General features: G+C 74.3%; 12 protein-coding genes. 7 read left to right on the top strand and 5 right to left on the bottom strand.

Going from position 1 to position 17,304, the window contains the following annotated elements:
- Nucleotides 1-901 precede the first annotated feature (901 nt).
- The gene (locus ACPXCB_RS16995; protein ID WP_425876480.1) at nucleotides 902-2,782 is read right to left on the bottom strand and encodes a beta-N-acetylhexosaminidase; all 1,881 of its coding nucleotides are present in this window, start codon (nucleotides 2,780-2,782) and stop codon (nucleotides 902-904) included.
- A gap of 314 nt (nucleotides 2,783-3,096) precedes the next feature.
- Between ACPXCB_RS16995 and ppdK the strand changes: the two genes are divergently transcribed.
- Nucleotides 3,097-5,829, top strand: coding sequence for a pyruvate, phosphate dikinase (gene ppdK, locus ACPXCB_RS16990; RefSeq protein ID WP_425876478.1), 2,733 nt, complete (start codon nucleotides 3,097-3,099; stop codon nucleotides 5,827-5,829).
- A gap of 130 nt (nucleotides 5,830-5,959) precedes the next feature.
- Here the strand turns inward: ppdK and ACPXCB_RS16985 are convergent, their stop codons facing one another.
- A complete protein-coding gene (locus ACPXCB_RS16985; RefSeq protein ID WP_357580310.1) occupies nucleotides 5,960-6,445 on the bottom strand; it encodes a roadblock/LC7 domain-containing protein in 486 nt (161 codons plus the stop codon).
- A 193-nt stretch (nucleotides 6,446-6,638) separates the two neighbouring features.
- On the opposite strand from ACPXCB_RS16985, the gene ACPXCB_RS16980 reads away from it, so the two are divergent.
- The 6 genes from ACPXCB_RS16980 to ACPXCB_RS16955 all read left to right on the top strand — a co-directional run bounded on the left by ACPXCB_RS16980 (nucleotide 6,639) and on the right by ACPXCB_RS16955 (nucleotide 13,433).
- A complete protein-coding gene (locus ACPXCB_RS16980) occupies nucleotides 6,639-6,992 on the top strand; it encodes a VOC family protein (protein ID WP_327029308.1) in 354 nt (117 codons plus the stop codon).
- The gene (locus ACPXCB_RS16975) at nucleotides 6,982-8,283 is read left to right on the top strand and encodes a deoxyguanosinetriphosphate triphosphohydrolase (RefSeq protein ID WP_425876476.1); all 1,302 of its coding nucleotides are present in this window, start codon (nucleotides 6,982-6,984) and stop codon (nucleotides 8,281-8,283) included. Before ACPXCB_RS16980 ends, ACPXCB_RS16975 begins: the two co-directional genes overlap by 11 nt.
- A 15-nt stretch (nucleotides 8,284-8,298) precedes the next feature.
- Entirely contained in the window at nucleotides 8,299-9,135 is an 837-nt protein-coding gene (locus ACPXCB_RS16970; protein WP_425876474.1) for a siderophore-interacting protein, read from the top strand.
- Nucleotides 9,136-9,251: 116 nt separating this feature from the next.
- Nucleotides 9,252-10,880 carry a BCCT family transporter gene (locus ACPXCB_RS16965; protein ID WP_425876472.1) on the top strand — a complete coding sequence of 543 codons (1,629 nt, stop codon included), beginning with the start codon at nucleotides 9,252-9,254 and terminating at the stop codon, nucleotides 10,878-10,880.
- 123 nt (nucleotides 10,881-11,003) lie between these two features.
- Nucleotides 11,004-12,896 carry a DNA primase gene (gene dnaG / locus ACPXCB_RS16960; protein WP_425876470.1) on the top strand — a complete coding sequence of 631 codons (1,893 nt, stop codon included), beginning with the start codon at nucleotides 11,004-11,006 and terminating at the stop codon, nucleotides 12,894-12,896.
- Nucleotides 12,897-13,433 carry a hypothetical protein gene (locus tag ACPXCB_RS16955; RefSeq protein WP_425876468.1) on the top strand — a complete coding sequence of 179 codons (537 nt, stop codon included), beginning with the start codon at nucleotides 12,897-12,899 and terminating at the stop codon, nucleotides 13,431-13,433.
- A gap of 10 nt (nucleotides 13,434-13,443) precedes the next feature.
- Here the strand turns inward: ACPXCB_RS16955 and ACPXCB_RS16950 are convergent, their stop codons facing one another.
- From ACPXCB_RS16950 to ACPXCB_RS16940, 3 genes are read right to left on the bottom strand one after another with little or no spacing between them, the layout of a single operon-like run.
- Nucleotides 13,444-14,412 (bottom strand): TAXI family TRAP transporter solute-binding subunit, encoded by a 969-nt coding sequence (locus ACPXCB_RS16950; protein ID WP_425876466.1) that lies wholly within the window; start codon nucleotides 14,410-14,412, stop codon nucleotides 13,444-13,446.
- Nucleotides 14,409-14,801, bottom strand: a complete 393-nt coding sequence (locus ACPXCB_RS16945; protein WP_425876464.1) for a roadblock/LC7 domain-containing protein — start codon at nucleotides 14,799-14,801, stop codon at nucleotides 14,409-14,411. Before ACPXCB_RS16945 ends, ACPXCB_RS16950 begins: the two co-directional genes overlap by 4 nt.
- Nucleotides 14,798-17,245: a sensor histidine kinase gene (locus ACPXCB_RS16940; RefSeq protein WP_425876462.1), complete on the bottom strand. Its 2,448-nt coding sequence runs from the start codon at nucleotides 17,243-17,245 to the stop codon at nucleotides 14,798-14,800. Before ACPXCB_RS16940 ends, ACPXCB_RS16945 begins: the two co-directional genes overlap by 4 nt.
- Nucleotides 17,246-17,304: the final 59 nt, after the last annotated feature.

Below are 17,304 nucleotides of genomic sequence, written 5' to 3'. Positions count from 1 at the left end.
GCCCGGCAGCGGTCAGGGCGGTCTTACGCAGGATGTCGGTACGCATGATGGCAGCACCTTTCGATCGGGGGTACGCGGACGCGCGGGGGAGCGGCGTGCCGCGAGGGGGAAGTCAGAACGGATCGCTCCGGCGGCGGGGGGCCTGCTCGGGCGTCCGGGATGTCTCAACGACCCGGGTCGGCCAGTCATTCCGCCGGCCGGTCGGGCCACCGTGGCGCGGGGGAGCGCCGTGGGTATGCCATGTTCAACGACCCGCACCGGCCCACGATTCCGCCGCCGAGGTGGCGCCGCCCACGGGACGCACCGGACTGCTGCGACGTCCAGGCACGAAGTCGGACACCACGAAGCGGACAAAACTCCCATGACGCCGCAGTCGCGCCGCACCGCGTTGCAGTCCGCCGCCGTCGGTCGTCGGGTGAGCAATGGGGCCGGTGAGCGCTGTCGAGCTGATGACGTAGACGATTCACGCTGCCCCGCTGGCACGAACCGCGACTTCTTTCCGCGCCAATCCCCACGCTTGCCGGCCCGGGACGGACCGGCACCGCTGAATCGTCTACGACATCAGCTCGACAGCGCCCCGAGGAGCGCATCCGTGCCGCGTGTCCGCGTGCCCGCCAGCAATGGGCAGCCCGGCAACCGGCGGTACGTGCCCTGCGTGACGCGTCAGGCGGAACCGCCCTGACCCCGAGATCGAGAGCATCCGCGACGGCGATGGCGACGGCACCCGTGACCGCCACGGCACCCGTGACCGCCACGGCACCCGTGACCGCCACGGCATCCGTGACCGCCACGGCATCCGTGACCGCCACGGCATCCGTGACCGCGACCGCGACCGCGACCGCGACCGCGACCGCGACCGCGACCGCGACCGCGGCGGGGATGGGGGCGTTGGGCGCGGGCGTCAGGCGGACGGGCTTGGTGCGGGGGCGTCCTCGGGGTCGGTCTGGGTGGGGAGCGTCGTGTGTGTCGTGGTGGGAGTCGGGTGGTTGGTCTGGGTGGGGATCGCCGCCTGCCGCGCGGCGGGAGCTGGCCGCTCAGCGGGCCAGGGGATCTCCGGTGAGCGGTGGAAGGCCATGCCGGCTGCGGCCCAGCGCGGGCCGTGGCTGGCCAGCCGGTCGCGGAACCCGGCCCAGTCGTGCCTCGCGCGGGGCGACCAGCCCAGCTCGGCGATCGCGGGCAGGCGCGGGAAGAGCATGAACTCGACCTCGGCCCGCGAGGTGACCGACTCGGTCCACAGCGGCGCCTCCACGCCCAGCACCGCGTCGGCCGGCACGCCGACCACGTGGGTGCCGGGATCCCAGTCGTACGCCCGCCGCACGTCGATCAGGCCGGCCCAGTCGTGCCCGATGGGGGTGTCCGGGGCGTACTTCATGTCGAGGTAGGCGTGGTTGCCGGGGGAGAGGACCAGTCGTGCCCCCCGGTGGACGGCGTCCGCCGTGACCGGGTCCTCGCCCTTGGTGCCCCACCACTGGAGCACCCGTCCCTCGGCGTGCGCTACGGGTGCGATCTGGTGCCAGCCCACCACCGTCTTGCCGGTTCCGGCGACGATGCGCTGGGTCCGCTCGACGAAGGCCGCGTACGCGTCGGGACGTACCTTGAACGCCTCGTCGCCCCCGATGTGCAGCCACGGCCCGGGGGTGAGCGCAGCGATCTCGCCCAGCACGTCGGCGACGAGCTCGTACGTCCGCTCGTTGGTGGGGTCGACGTAGCTGAAGCCGACCTCGGTGCCGGTGTACGGCGGCGGCGCGGTGCCGTCCGGGGCCAACTCGCCGTACGCGGTCAGCGCGGCGTTGGTGTGCCCCGGCAGGTCGATCTCCGGCACCACGGTGACGTGCCGCTCGGCGGCGTAGGCCACGATCCGCCGGTAGTCGTCGCGCGTGTAGTGCCCGCCCGGGCCGCCGCCCACCTCGCCCGCCCCGCCGACCTCCGTCAGCCGGGGCCAGGAGTCGATCGCGATCCGCCAGCCCTGGTCGTCGGTGAGATGCAGGTGCAGGTGGTTGAGCTTGTAGCGGGCCAGGTGGTCGATCACCCGCAGCACGTCCGGTACGCCGAAGAAGTGCCGGGCCACGTCGAGCATCACCCCCCGGTAGGGGAACCGGGGCCGGTCGGTGATCGAACCGCCGGGCAGCGCCCAGTGCGCGGCGACCGGCACCGGGCTCTCGATGGCTGCGGGCAGGAGCTGCCGCAGCGTCTGTACGCCGTGGAAGAGCCCGGCCGGGGTGGCGGCCTCGATCCGTACGCCGTCGGGCGTCACGTCGAGCCGGTAGCCCTCCGGCCCGTGGTCGGCGGCGGCCAGCGTCAGGGTGATGCCGCCGGCCGGCTCCGGTCGGGTGGCGTCGGTCACCGGCAGCGGGTAGCCGGTGGCCGGTCGGAGCAGGGCGGCGAGCTGCCCGGCGACGGCGCGGGCGTCGTCGCCGCTGACCAAAATCGCCGTGTCGGGAGCGAGGACGAAGTCGGCGCCCGGGACCGGCGTGACCCGCTCCGGGGCGGGCACGACATCGCCCAGCCGGACCCGGACCGGCGGGGCGGGCAGGTCGTCGGCGGCCCCGGTCGGCGGGGCGGGCAGGTCGTCGGCGCCCCCGGGCGGCGGGGCGAGCAGGTCGTCGGCGCCCCCGGGCGGCGGGGCGAGCAGGTCGTCGGCGGCCCGGGTCGCCGCCCGGGCCAGCTCGGCGGCCGCCGGTTCGTGGACCGGCAGGGCGCGGTGGCCGGGCTCCCGCTCGTCCACCCCGGCGGCGCGGGACGGGTCGAGCGGCTCCGGGGCGGCGGTGGGAACGGCTGGCACGGCGTCGGCTCCGAGGGGTGTATTTGCGGTGGTTATGGCAAAGGTGAGGTTCACCGAAAGCGTGCGGCCAAGGATACGAGGCGGAGCCGGAAATGCGTGATCGTGCGCGTGGAAGCGTTCCCAAAAACCGGTACGAACGCGGATAGTCGGGATAGCTGTGCCTATTGTCACCGAACGGTCCCGGGCCCCTCGATGTTCGCTTAGCCTTCGCCCACCGGCCGGCTCGGCACCGGGATTGCCGGTGGCCCGTCCCGGGGTATGAGAGCGACTGAACCTTCGTTAAGTGTCGGACCGGCGCGCGTGGGAGGGCTCTGGTGGCAAAGCAGGAGACGGTGGAACACAAGTACGTGTACGCCTTCGCCGAGGGCAACAAGGATCTCAAGGAACTGCTCGGTGGCAAGGGGGCCAACCTGGCCGAGATGACCAATCTCGGCCTGCCGGTCCCACCGGGCTTCACGATCACCACGGAGGCATGCAAGGCGTACCTCGCCACCGGGGAGGAGCCGGACGGCCTGGCCGACCAGATCGCCGCGCACCTCGCGTCGCTGGAGCAGGCGATGGGCAAGCGCCTCGGTGACCCGGAGGACCCGCTGCTGGTGTCCGTCCGCTCCGGCGCCAAGTTCTCCATGCCCGGCATGATGGAGACCGTCCTCAACGTCGGCCTCAACGACCGCAGCGTCCAGGGACTCGCGCGACAGGCCAGCGGCGCGGACGAGCAGACCTCCGGCGGCGCGGACCGGTTCGCCTGGGACTCCTACCGCCGCCTGATCCAGATGTTCGGCAAGACGGTGTGCGAGGTGCCGGGCGAGGAGTTCGAGCACGCGCTCGACGACGCCAAGCGGGCCAAGGGCACCCACGACGACCTCGACCTCGACGCCGACGACCTGCGGGGGCTGGTCGACGCGTACAAGAAGATCTTCTTCAAGCACACCGGCCGGGAGTTCCCGCAGGAGCCGCGCGAGCAGCTCGACCTGGCCATCCGCGCGGTCTTCGAGTCGTGGAACGCCGAGCGCGCGGTGCTCTACCGCCGCCAGGAGCGGATCCCGGCCGACCTGGGCACGGCGGTCAACGTGGTGGCGATGGTCTTCGGCAACCTCGGCCCGGACTCTGGCACCGGCGTCGCGTTCACCCGCGACCCCGCCAGCGGTGCCCAGGGCATCTACGGCGACTACCTGGCCAACGCCCAGGGCGAGGACGTGGTCGCGGGCATCCGCAACACCGTGCCGTTGCAGGAGCTGGAGCGGCTGGACAAGAAGTCCTACGACGAACTGCTCGGCATCATGGCCCGGCTGGAGGGCCACTACAAGGACCTCTGCGACATCGAGTTCACCATCGAGCGCGGCAAGCTCTGGATGCTCCAGACGCGCGTCGGCAAGCGCACCGCCGCCGCGGCGTTCGTCATCGCCGGGCAGCTCGTCGACGAGGGCCTGATCGACCTCGACGAGGCGCTGCACCGGGTCAACGGCGCGCAGCTCGCCCAGCTGATGTTCCCCCGGTTCCGGCTCGACCACGAGTTCCAGCCGGTGGCGAAGGGCATCGGGGCGTCGCCGGGCGCGGCGTCGGGCAAGGTGGTCTTCACCTCGGCCCGCGCGGTCGAACTGGCCGCCGAGGGGGAGTCGGTGATCCTGGTCCGGCGCGAGACCAACCCCGACGACCTCAACGGCATGATCGCCGCCCAGGGCATCCTCACCTCGCGCGGCGGCAAGACCAGCCACGCCGCCGTGGTGGCGCGGGGGATGGGCAAGACCTGCGTCTCCGGCGCCGACGAGATCGAGGTCAACGTCCCGCAGCGCCGGTTCGTCGTCGGCGGGCAGACCGTCGTCGAGGGCGACGTCGTCTCCATCGACGGCACCACCGGCAAGGTGTACCTCGGCGAGGTGCCGGTCATGCCGTCGGAGGTGGTGCAGTACTTCGAGGGCAGCCTCGACCCCGAGCACATCGACAATCCGCTGGTCCGGGCCGTACACCGGATCATGTCGCACGCCGACGCCCGGCGGCGGCTGGCCGTCCGCACGAACGCCGACACCGGCGCGGACGCCGCCCGGGCCCGGCGCTTCGGCGCGGAGGGCATCGGCCTCTGCCGCACCGAGCACATGTTCCTCGGCGACCGGCGCGAGCTGGTCGAGCGGCTGATCCTGGCCCGCGACAACACCGAGCGCGAGGCCGCGCTGGCCGCGCTGCTCCCGTTGCAGCGCGCCGACTTCGAGGAGATCTTCCGGGAGATGGACGGGATGCCCGTCACCGTCCGGCTGATCGACCCGCCGCTGCACGAGTTCCTGCCCCCGCTGGAGCAGCTCGCGGTCAACGTGGCGGTCGCCCAGGAGCGCGGCGAGGACGTGGCGCAGGAGGAGGCGCTGCTCGCCGCCGTCCGGCGGATGCACGAGGAGAACCCGATGCTGGGCCTGCGTGGCGTCCGCCTCGGTCTGGTCATCCCCGGTCTGTTCGCCATGCAGGTCCGGGCGATCGCGGAGGCCGCGGTCACCGTCACCCGCAGCGGCGCGGCGGCCCGACCGGAGATCATGGTCCCCCTGGTCGGCGCGGTGCAGGAACTGGAGACGGTCCGCGCCGAGGCCGAGAAGATCATCGCCGAGGTGGTCGGGGACAGCGGCGTCGAGGTGCTGATCGGCACGATGATCGAGGTGCCCCGGGCGGCGCTGACCGCCGGCCAGATCGCCGAGGCGGCGCAGTTCTTCTCCTTCGGCACCAACGACCTGACCCAGATGGGCTGGGGGTTCTCCCGCGACGACGTCGAGGGCGCGTTCTTCTGGCGCTACCTGGAGCTGGGCATCTTCGGGATCTCGCCGTTCGAGTCGATCGACCGCGACGGCGTGGGCCGGCTGGTGCGCATCGCCGCGGAGGAGGGCCGGGCGGCCCGGCCGGAGCTGAAGCTCGGCGTCTGCGGCGAGCACGGCGGCGACCCGGAGTCGGTGCACTTCTTCCACGAGGTCGGCCTGGACTACGTGTCCTGCTCGCCCTTCCGGGTGCCCGTCGCCCGGTTGGAGGCCGGCCGCGCGGCCGTGGAGACGAACGGCTCCGACAGCCGCTGACACGCGAGGACGACAGGCCGGCGGCGGACCCGGGGGAGCGGATCCGCCGCCGCTGCCGTGCGGGCGGCCCGTGCCGGCGCGACCGCACCGTGGGTCGGAAGCCGGTCGTGGACGGACTCCCGGGGGTTGCTCAGACCGGCGGGCGGCGCCAGGTGTGGGGGGTAACCCGCCGGGGCAGCCTGCCGCCCGAGGTGCGGGCCGAGAGCCGGGCGTGCGCCTCGGGCACCGTCGCCGCCCCGATCAGGCGGCTGGTGTCCAGCACCGAGCCGGTGCGCCGGGCCACCGCCCGCGCGTCGGCGTGCAGCTCGTCCAGGTCGACGCTGGCGTCGGCGACCAGCGTCAACAGGGCGTTGCGCCCGGCGGGATAGGTGACGACGGCGCCGGTCGACGTGCGGACCACCGATTCCCGGAACTCGCCGTGCCGCACGGTGTCGGCCACCCGGTGGCCGAGGCCGAAGCTGGCCGCCGCGAGCGCGGCCAGGTGGGTGGCGTCCGTCGTCGGCAGGTCGCTGGAGATCAGCAGGCCGTCGGTGCCGGCCAGCACCGTGCCCGCCACCTCCGGGCGGCGCCGGCGCAACTCCGACAGTTCCGTTCCCATCATCGTGTCCGCGTTCACGGGCGTCTCCCCACCGTCGGGCCCTCAGTCTGGTCACGTTCCGCGCTGGGAACGCTACCGGCGGCCATGCCGGACCGCGATCCCGTAACCGTCGGCGATCGGTCGACAACTCTCGCCTGTTCGGAGGTTGCGTAGCCGTCGGGCGCGCGCCGGCGGCGCGCCGTTCGCGGCGCGCGGGCGTAACCTGATCGGCATGAGCAGCGCCTGGGAGAGCCTGACCGTCGACGCCCGGGACCCCGCCCGGCTCGCCCGCTGGTGGGCCGAGGCGCTGGGCTACCAGGTGGTCACCGAGCAGCCGGACGAGGTGGAGATCCGCCGGTCCGCCGACCGGCTGCCGGGCATCGTCTTCGTGCCGGTGACCGACGACAAGACGACCAAGAACCGGCTGCACATCGACCTTCGTCCCGACGACCAGGAGGCCGAGGTCGAGCGGCTGGTCGACATGGGCGCCCGGCACGTCGACGTGGGGCAGGGCGACGGCGGGTGGACCGTGCTGGCCGATCCGGAGGGCAACGAGTTCTGCGTGCTGCGGCAGCGTGAGGACTGAGCCTCCCGGGCCGGACGATCCGGACGTCGCCCGCTGGGTCGACGAGCCGCCGAAGGACACCGGTCACGGGCGGTCGGCGTACGAGCGGGACCGCGCCCGGGTGCTGCACTCGGCGGCGTTCCGGCGGCTGGCCGCGAAGACCCAGGTGCACACGGCCGGCACCGACGACTTCCTGCGTACCCGGCTGACCCACTCGTTGGAGGTCGCGCAGATCGCCCGCGAGATGGGGGCCCGGCTGGGCTGCGACCCGGACGTGGTCGACACCGCGGGGCTCGCCCACGATCTCGGTCACCCGCCGTTCGGGCACAACGGCGAGGACGCGCTGGACAACCTCGCGGCCGGGTGCGGCGGCTTCGAGGGCAACGCGCAGACGCTGCGGGTGCTGACCCGCCTGGAGGCCAAGGTGGTCGCCCCGGACGGGCGGTCCGCCGGCCTCAACCTGACCCGGGCCTCGCTCGACGCGGTCAGCAAGTACCCGTGGCCCCGCCGCCGGGAGCAGCGCAAGTTCGGGGTGTACGACGACGACCTCCCGCTCTTCGCCTGGCTGCGCACGGGCGGCCCGGGCGACGACCGGCGCTGCCTGGAGGCGCAGGTGATGGACTGGGCCGACGACGTCGCGTACTCGGTGCACGACGTCGAGGACGGCATCCACGGCGGGTACGTGGCGCTGCGTACGCTGCTGCGCGACCCCGAGGAGCGCGCCGCGCTCTGCGCCGACGTCGCCGCCACCTACTCCGGCGAGTCCCCGGCCGACCTCGGCGACGTGCTGCTGGAACTGCTCGACGACCCGGTGCTCGCCCCGCTGGCCGGGTACGACGGCAGCCACCACGCGCAGGCGGCGCTGAAGGCCACCACCAGCGTGCTGACGGGCCGCTTCGTCTCGACGGTGGTGGCGGCCACGCAGGAGCGGTACGGTCCCCGGCCGCACCGCCGCTACGCCGCCGACCTGGTGGTACCCCGGCGGATCCGGGCGCAGTGCGCGCTGCTCAAGGGCATCGCCCTGCGGTACGTGATGCGTCGCCCCGGCGCGGCGGACCGCTACCGGCGGCAGCGGGAGGTGCTGGCGGAGTTGGTGCACGCCCTGGCCGACCGGGCGCCGGACGGGCTGGATCCCGTCTTCGCCCCGCTCTGGTCGGCCGCGCCGGACGACGCGGCCCGGCTCCGGGTGGTGGTCGACCAGGTGGCCTCGCTGACCGACCCGGCGGCTGTCGCCTGGCACGCGCGGGTGGTGCGCGGTGGGCGCGGGCATCCGCCGACGGCGGATCCGGGATGGGCAGGCAAGCAAACTTAGGCTAGCCTAACCGGCATGACGGAGCGCCCCATCAAGGTCACCACCGCCCGGGTCCTGCGCACCGAGCGGCCCACCCCCCACGTCGTCCGGCTGGTGCTCGGGGGTGAGGAGCTGGCTGGCCTGCCGGTGGGCGAGTTCACCGACCACTACATCAAGATCGTCTTCCCGGCGCCGGGGACGCGGCACCCGATCCCGGCGGATCTCAACGCGCTCCGCCGCGACCTGCCCCGGGAGCAGTGGCCCCGGCTGCGCGCGTACACGGTGCGGGCCTGGGACGCGTCGGCGGGCGAGCTGACCGTCGACATCGTGCACCACGGTGACGTGGGGCTGGGTGGGCCGTGGGCGGCTGCGCTGCGCCCCGGCGACCCGGTGCCCTTCGTCGGCCCCGGCGGGGAGTACGCCCCCAGCCCCGACGCCGACTGGCACCTGCTGGTGGGCGACGAGAGCGCGCTGCCGGCCATCGCCGCCGCCCTGGAGCGGCTGCCCGCCGGCGCCCCGGCCACCGTCTTCGTCGAGGTCGCCGACCCGACCGAGGAGCAGCCGCTGACCAGCCCGGGCGCGGTGCGCCTGACCTGGCTGCACCGGGGCGACCGCCCGGTCGGGGAGGCCCTGGTCGCGGCCGTCCGCGCCCTGGAGTTCCCGCCCGGTGACGTGCAGGCCTTCGTGCACGGCGAGGCCACCTTCGTCAAGGAGCTGCGCCGCCTGCTCCGCGTCGAGCGCGCCGTTCCCCGCGGGCGGCTCTCCATCTCCGGCTACTGGCGCCGGGGCATGGACGACGAGGGCTGGCGGGCCAGCAAGCCCGACTGGAAGCGGCAGGTGGAGGCCGAGGAGGCCGCCGCCGTCCCGGCCTGACCGGCGCCTGCCGCGCCTGACCGGCCGCCGACCCGTCCGCGCGGTCCGGCCGGGCAGGTTCGCGCGATATCGCCGTGCGCCGCCCTCCTGCCCAGCAGGATGGGTAGGGGGTGGCCATGAGCGGGCAGGTACGGGACCAGGCCGTGGGCCGGATCGACCGGACGGTGCTGGCGCTCAGCGTCGGCGGCGTACTGGCCGTGGTGGCGTGGGGCGTGCTGGCCCGGGGCTCCCTGGCCGGCTTCGGCGAGTCCGGACTGGCCTGGGTCATCGAGACCTTCGGCTGGTTCTTCGTGGTGGCCGCCGACGCCTTCCTGGTGCTCTCGGTGATCATCGCGGCGACGAAGTTCGGCCGGATCCGGCTCGGCGCCGACGACGACGAACCGGAGTTCAGCACGCTGGCCTGGGTGGCCATGATGTTCAGCACCGGCATGGGGATCGGCCTGGTCTTCTACGCCGTCGCCGAGCCGATCGAGCACTACGGCGCCCCGCCCCCGGCCAGCGGCGTCGCGCCGAACACCGGGGCCGCCGGTGCGGCGGCGATGCAGTACACGCTCTTCCACTGGACGCTGCACCCGTGGGCGATCTACGCGGTGGTGGCGCTTGCGCTGGCGTACTCGACGTTCCGCAAGGGGCGGCCGAACCGCATCTCGGCCGCCTTCCAGCCGCTGCTCGGCGCGCAGACCGAGGGGCCGGTCGGCCGCGCGATCGACCTGCTGGCCGTCTTCGCCACCGTCTTCGGCTCGGCGACCAGCCTCGGCCTCGGCGCACTCCAGGTCGCCGCCGGGCTGGACCTGGTCACCGCAGTCCCGGACACCACCGCGGTCGAGCTGGTGGTGATCGGCGCCCTCACCCTGGCGTTCGTCGTCTCCGCCTTCTCCGGGCTGCACCGGGGCATCAAGTGGCTGTCGACCACCAACGTGGTGCTCGCCGTCGCGCTGATGGTGTTCGTGTTCGTGGCCGGCCCGACGATCTACACGCTGGAGGTGCTGCCCGCCTCCGTCGGCGACTACCTGAGCAACCTGCTCACCATGTCGACCCGCACGGGCGCCTTCTCGGATCCGGCGTGGCTGGGCAGCTGGACGATCTTCTACTGGGCGTGGTGGATCTCCTGGGCCCCGTTCGTCGGCATCTTCATCGCGCGGATCTCCCGGGGGCGTACCGTCCGGCAGTTCGTCGCCGGGGTGCTGCTGGTGCCCAGCGGGGCCAGCGTGATCTGGTTCGCGGTGCTGGGCGGCAGCGCCCTGCGGGTGCAGTCGACCGGCACCCGCGACCTGGTCGCCGACGTGAGTGCCGGCACCGAACGGGCCCTGTTCGGCCTGCTGGAGGCGCTGCCCCTGGCGGGCCTGACCACCGTCCTGGCGATGGTGCTGGTCGGGCTCTTCTTCGTCACCGGCGCCGACTCCGCCGCGCTGGTGCTCGGCTCGCTGACCTCCCGGGGCGCGCTGCGCCCGCACCGCGCGCTGGTGGTGGTCTGGGGCGTGCTGATCGGCGCGGTCGCCGCCGTACTGCTGCTGGTGGGCGGGCTGGACGCGCTGCAACAGGCGACCATCCTCGTCGCCCTGCCCTTCGTCGTGGTGATGCTCGGCCTGGCCGTCGCGCTGGTCCGGGACATGTCCCGGGACCCGGCGGTCAACCCGCCGCCGCGGGTCCGCCGCTCCGGCCTGGCTGCGGCCGTCCGGGCCGCCCGGTCGTACGAAGAGGAGGACCCGCCGCCGGTGCGGCGCTACCTGCGGCGCCCGCGCTGAGCCGGCGCGGCGCCGCACCGAATGGCCGTGGCCCGGCCGTCGCGGGCGCGAGCGCCGAGGTGACGGCGATGGTCGCCACACGCGGCGTCCCCCGGCGGCGCGGCGTCGGCGCGGCAGGGCAGGATGTACGCCGAGGGGGTGGCGGACATGGCTGGGCGGATCCGGGACGAGGACATCGCGCTGGTCCGGGAACGCAGCTCGATCGCCGACGTCATCTCCGAGACGGTGACCCTGAGATCGGCCGGCAGCGGCAACCTCAAGGGGCTGTGCCCGTTCCACGACGAGAAGAGCCCGTCGTTCAACGTCTCGCCCGCCCGCAACGTCTGGTACTGCTTCGGCTGCGGCGCCGGCGGCGACGCGATCAAGTTCCTGATGGACGCCGAGCACCTCAGCTTCGTCGAGTCGGTCGAGCGGCTCGCCGACCGCGCCGGCCTCCAGCTGCGCTACGTCGAGAACGACTCCGCCGCGCCGCGCCCGCGCCCCCAGCAGGGGCATCGGCAGCGCCTCGTCGCCGCGCACGCCGCCGCCGTGGAGTTCTACCGCGGCCAGCTCACCACCGCCGGCGCGCGTCCGGCCCGGGAGTTCCTGGCCCGGCGCGGCTTCGACCGGGCCGCCGCCGAGCGCTACGGCTGCGGCTTCGCACCCGACGCCTGGGACCTGCTCACCAAGCACCTGCGCCAGCAGGGCTTCGGCCACGACGAGCTGGTCACCGCCGGGCTGTCCCGTCCGTCGCGTTCCGGCACGCTGATCGACCGGTTCCGCCGCCGGCTGATGTGGCCGATCCGCGACCTGACCGGCGACGTGATCGGCTTCGGCGCCCGCAAGCTCTTCGACGACGACGACGGCCCGAAGTACCTGAACACCCCCGAGACGCCGATCTACAAGAAGTCGCACGTCCTCTACGGGATCGACCAGGCCAAGCGGGAGATCGCCAAGCAGGGCAAGGTGGTGGTGGTCGAGGGCTACACCGACGTGATGTCCTGCCACCTGGCCGGGGTCCCGACGGCCGTGGCGACCTGCGGCACGGCGTTCGGCGGGGACCACATCGGGGTGCTGCGCCGGCTGCTGATGGACACCGACGACGTGGCCGGCGAGATCATCTTCACCTTCGACGGGGACGCCGCCGGCCAGAAGGCGGCCCTGCGTGCCTTCGAGGACGACCAGCGCTTCGTCGGGCGTACGTTCATCGCGGTCAGCCCCGACAACATGGATCCCTGCGACCTGCGCCTGGCCAAGGGCGACCTGGCCGTCCGCGACCTGGTCGCCCGCCGCGAGCCGCTTGTCGACTTCGCGCTGCGACACGTGATCAACCGCTTCGACCTCGACACCGTCGACGGCCGGGTCGAGGCGATGCGCCGGGCCGCGCCGCTGGTCGCCAAGCTCAAGGACCGGGAGAAGCGTCCGGAGTACGTGCGCAAGCTCGCCGGCGACCTCGGCATGGAGATCGAGCCGGTGCAGCGGGCCGTGCTCGCCGCCGCCTCGGCCGCACCCGGCCGGGACGCCCCGCCCGCGCCCCGGCCCGCCCCGGCGGAGCCGATCGTCGACAACCCGCAGTCGATGGTCGAGCGGGAGGCGCTGAAGCTCGCCCTCCAGGAGCCGGTGCTGGCCGGGCCGATGTTCGACGCGGTCGAGGCGTCGGAGTACCGGCACCCCGTGCACGTGGCGGTGCGGGCGGCCGTCGCGGCGGTCGGCGGGGTCGCCACGGCCACCGGCGGCGCGGTCTGGATCGAGTCGGTCCGCGACGCCTGCGAGGACCTGGCCGCCCGGGCGCTCGTCGGTGAACTGGCGGTGGAGCCGCTGCGCATCGACGGTGAGCCCGACCCGCGCTACGTCTCGGTCACCATGGCCCGGTTGCAGTTCGGCTCGGTGACCAGCCGGATCAGGGACCTCAAGTCCCGGATCCAGCGGATCAACCCGGTCAACAACAAGGACGAGTACTTCGCCGCCTTCGGGGAGCTGCTGTCGCTGGAACAGCACGCCCGGGCGTTGCGCGAGCAGGCCGCGGGAGGGCTGTAGATGGGACTGTTCCGCCGCAAGCCGAAGCTGCCCGCGGCCCAGCGGCCGCCGCTCGCCGCCGAGGAGCGGGTGCTCGCCTGGGCGGCCGTCGGCGACGGCCAGGGCGACGGGGTCGTCGTGGCCAGCAACCTCGGCCTCTGGCTGCCCGGCCGGGCGGAGAGGCTGGGCTGGCACGACATCCTCAAGGCGGTCTGGTCCGGCCGGCAACTCACGGTGGCCCCGGCCGAGTCGTCCGCCGAGCGCGACGGTTACCTGGTGGTGGCCGACGGCCCGGCCGAGAGCCACCTGCTGCTCGACCCCGGGGAGCTGCCGCACCAGGTGCGGGAGCGGGTGACCCGGTCGGTGGCGTACACGCAGCACCGCCCGGTGCCCGGCGGCGCCGGCCGGGTCGCGGCGCGCCGGGTGCCGGGGGTGGACGGCCTCACGTGGACGGTCCGTCTCGACCCCGGCACCCCGGCCGACGACCCCGAGGTGCTCGCCGAGACCGACCGCCTCGTGGCGGAGGCCCGCGCCGCCACCGCCCCGGCGGACGTCTGACCGGCGCGGGTCACCCGCGCTGGTAGAACCGCGCGGCCCCGGGATGCAGCGGGATCGGGTCGGTGCCCGAGGCGCTCTGCTGGGTGAAGTTGCCGGCCTCGGGGTGCACCTTGACCAGGTCGGCCTGGTAGGCGAAGAGCAGTCGGGTCAGGTCGTACGCCAGTTGGTCGGGCATGTCGGCGCTGACCAGGATGACGTTCGCCACCGTGACCGTCGGCGTGCCGCTTTTCGTCTTGTAGGCCTCCTTCGGCAGCTCCGCCGTGGTGTAGACCGAGCCGTGGCGCGCGGTGAGCGGCTCCATCAGGTCGACGATCGGCAGCAGCGCGTATGTGCCGGGCGCGCTGGCCAGCAGGTCCGCGATGCCTGGCGTGGGCAGGCCGCCCGAGAAGAACATCGCGTCGAGCGTGCCGGCCCGCATCCGCTTCACGGTCTCCGGCAGGGAGAGCGTGGCCCGGACGACGTCCCGGTCCGGGTCGAGGCCGGCGGCGGTCAGCAGACGCCCGGCGATGATGTCCGTGCCGGACTTGGGCGAGCCGGTGGAGACCCGCTTCCCGCGCAGGCCCGACAGCTTGGTGACCTTCGCGTCGGCGCGGACGATGACGTGGGTGTAGTTGCTGTAGACCCGGGCCAACGCCCGCACCGGCTGCGGCTGGCCCTCGAAGGCCCCGCGCCCCGCGGCGGCGTCGGCCGCGGTGTCGGCGAGGCTGAAGGCGATCTCCATGTCGCCGCTGGCCAGCCGGTTGATGTTCTCCACCGACGCGCCGGTCGGCTCGGCCCGTGCCTCGTAGCCGGGCAGGTGCCGGCTGATCACGTCCGCGTAGCCGCCGCCGAGCTGGTAGTAGACGCCGGTGGTGTTGCCGGTGGCGAGGAAGATCCGGCCACCGTGCCAGGGTTGCGGCCCGGTCTCGGCCGTGCCGCAACCGGCGGCGAGCACGGTCGCCAGCAGAGCCGCCAGCAACCGGGAGGACCGTCCGATCACGCCCGGACCGCCGGCTCCAGGGCCTCCGCCACCCGCTGGACCAGCATGGCGGTCTCGTAGCCGATCTGGCCGAGGTCGCAGCCGGGCGCGGCGAGCACCCCGACGAGCGCGCGCTCGCCGACCGCCATCACCAGCATCACCCCGCCGTCCATGTCGACGATCTGCTGGCGTACGCGGCCGGCCGACATCAGCCGGGCGGCACCGACGGTCAGGCTGGCCAGGCCGCTGATCACGGCGGAGAGCTGGTCCACCTGGTCGGTCTCCAGGTGGGGCGAGGCCGCCAGCCGCAGCCCGTCGCCGGAGACCGCGAGGGCGTGCGACACGTCCGGCACCTGTTCGGCGAAGTTGGCCAGGAGCCAGTCCAGGCCGGCGCTCACGGATGGTGTCATGAAATTCTCCTGGGGGGTGTCGTCTGGGTACGTCGCATCGCAGCGGCCACTCCCTCGGCGAGCGAGGACAGCCGGGTCCGTACGACCTCGGGGTCGAGCAGGTCGCCCGCCGGACGCGCCGGCGGGGCCTCGTGCAGCGTGGCCGGTAGTTGCCCGCCCCGGGTGCGGCGGGGCAGGCCGGCCCCGGTGAGCGGAGGCGGCGCGGGCGGTGCCGACGCGGGACGGGACGGCGGCATCGCGGCGCCGCCACCCGGCCCGGTCGGGCGCGCGCCGAGCACCGGGAGCGTGATCGTCGGCGCGTGGTGGACGCTGGTCAGGTCGGGCAGGGTGGCGGGACCACCGGTCCCGGTACGGGGCCGGAACCAGGCCGTCTGGGCGGGAACGACCGGCGCGTGCGTACGCACGGGCGGCGGCGCCTGCGCGGGCACCGTCCGGACGGGTGGCGCCGGCGCGCGCACCTGCGGGGCGGCCTGCGCGGGGGCGCGTACCTCCGGGGCGGAGCGCGGGGCGACGTCCTCGAGGCGGGTCAGCGCCGACTCCGGGATCTCCACCTGCGCGACGGTGCCCGCGCCGCTGTTGTACAGCTGCACCCGCACCCCGTGCCGGGTCGCCAGGTGGGCCACCACGTGCAGCCCCATGCTGCCGGCGGAGGCGCTGGAGAGCATGGCGGGGGCGAGCAGCCGCTCGTTGATCGAGGCGAGGCGGCTGTCGCTGATGCCGATGCCCTGGTCGTGTACGCGCAGCGTGAGGCCGTCGATCGTGCGCCGGCCGTCGACGTGCACCGGGGAGTTCGGCGGGGAGTAGACGGTGGCGTTCTCCAGCAGCTCGGCGAGGAGGTGGACCAGGTTGCCCACGGCGACCCCGTGCACCGCGGCGGTCGGCACGTCCACCTCCACCCGCGGGTAGTCCTCGATCTCGGAGGCGGCCGCCCGGACCACGTCGGCGAGCAGGTGGGCGCCGTCGTGCGTACGGCCGGGCTCCCCGCCGGCGAGGACCAGCAGGTTCTCCCCGTTGCGCCGCATGCGGGCGGCGAGGTGGTCCAGCGCGAAGAGCCGGGCCAGCGCGTCCGGGTCGGTCTCCTCGCGTTCGAACTCGTCGAGCAGCCGCAGCTGCCGGGTGATCAGGGTACGGATGCGCCGGGCCAGGGCCTCGGCCATCCGGGTCACGTCCATCCGCACCTCGGCCTGTTCACCGGCCAGGCGCAGGGCGGCCCGGTTCACCGTGTCGAAGGCCTGGGCGACCTGGGCGATCTCGTCCCGGCCCTGCCCGATGCCGGCGGTCAGCCGGGTGGCCGCGCCGTCGGTCGGCGCGCCGTCACCGGAGGCGATGGCGGTGATCCGCTCCGGCAGTTCGCGGTGTGCCATGGTGAGCGCCGCGATCCGCAGCCGGCGCAGGCGACGGCTGGTGCGGACGGCGAGCAGCACGGCGGCGGTCAACGACGCCAGCGCGACGGCGGTGGTCGCGCCACCGGTGACCAGGGCCCGCCGCTGGGCGTCGCGGGCCAGCCCGGCGGCCTTGCGGTCGAGATCCTCGGAGAGTTCCCGGCCGAGCAGGTTGTACCGCCGGATGGCCCCGCTCTGGGCCACGTACCAGGCGTCGCCGTCGGTCTTCAGCCCGGTGGGCTCGGACTCCACGTTGAGCGCGCTGTCGCGCATCCGGCGGGCGGTGGAGACGTCGGTCCCGGCCACCAGCCGGGTGTACGCGTCCGCCGCCGGCCGGCCCGCGATCCGGGAGAACTCGGCCTGACGCTGTTCCTGCGCGCCCCGCAACTGGCCGAGGCGGACCAGTTCCCCGTTGACCAGCGCGCCCCGCACGAAGACGGCGCGGAGCAGGTCACGTTCGAGGGCGGCGAGGTGTTCCTGGGCGGCCACGACCGCCACCTCCCGGGCCCCGTTGGCCAGCTCCCGGTCTCGGAGCTGGGCCGGCAGCGCGTCGGCGACGGCGAGCAGCGACTCGACCAGCGAGAGGTAGGCCGGGTCGGCGGTGATGCCGCCCAGCGCGGACCCGCGGGCCGGTTCGAGCTGGCCGAGCTGCGCGTCGGCGCCGTCGAGCACCTGGTGCAGGTCGGGGGCGGCGCGGCGGGCGTCCCGGCTGGCGCCGCGGTAGCGCTCGACGGACGCGTCGACCCGCCGTCGCTGCGCGTCGACGAGGGGCCGTCCGCTGCTGCCGCCCCGCTGGCGCAGGGCCGCCGTCTCGCCGAGTTCCCGTTCCAGCTCGTGCACGAGGCGCACGGTGGCGGTCGCGGTGCCGGCCAGCACCCGGGCGCGGTCCGCGTCGTCGGAGGCGTCCAGGGCGGTGGCGGTCTGGGCCGCCCCCAGCACCACGAGGCCGACCGTGGCCACCAGGATGGGCGCGAGCAGCTGGGTGCGTACCGACCACAGCCGGTCGGTGTGGTCGGCGGGCCGGTGGTGCCGGCGTACGCGACCGGGGGTGGGGAGCGACACTCGGGCCCTCCGGGGTCAGGGTCGGGGGCGCCGGGCCCGGGCGCGAGGCCCGGACCCGG

Origin of the sequence: Micromonospora sp. DT62, assembly GCF_049847285.1 — a bacterium.
In the GTDB taxonomy this organism is placed as follows: Bacteria; Actinomycetota; Actinomycetes; order Mycobacteriales; family Micromonosporaceae; genus Micromonospora; species Micromonospora reichwaldensis.
Note: the sequence above shows the minus strand (reverse complement) of the source record. Positions and strands in the feature narration are given on the sequence as shown.

Bases quoted from the DNA above. Each gene is read 5' to 3' on its own strand.
- ACPXCB_RS16965 (WP_425876472.1), top strand. From the start codon at position 9,252: ATGAGCGGGCAGGTACGGGACCAGGCCGTGGGCCGGATCGACCGGACG.
- ACPXCB_RS16945 (WP_425876464.1), bottom strand. From the start codon at position 14,801: ATGACACCATCCGTGAGCGCCGGCCTGGACTGGCTCCTGGCCAACTTC.
- ACPXCB_RS16980 (WP_327029308.1), top strand. From the start codon at position 6,639: ATGAGCAGCGCCTGGGAGAGCCTGACCGTCGACGCCCGGGACCCCGCC.
- dnaG (WP_425876470.1), top strand. From the start codon at position 11,004: ATGTACGCCGAGGGGGTGGCGGACATGGCTGGGCGGATCCGGGACGAG.
- ACPXCB_RS16955 (WP_425876468.1), top strand. From the start codon at position 12,897: ATGGGACTGTTCCGCCGCAAGCCGAAGCTGCCCGCGGCCCAGCGGCCG.
- ACPXCB_RS16970 (WP_425876474.1), top strand. From the start codon at position 8,299: ATGACGGAGCGCCCCATCAAGGTCACCACCGCCCGGGTCCTGCGCACC.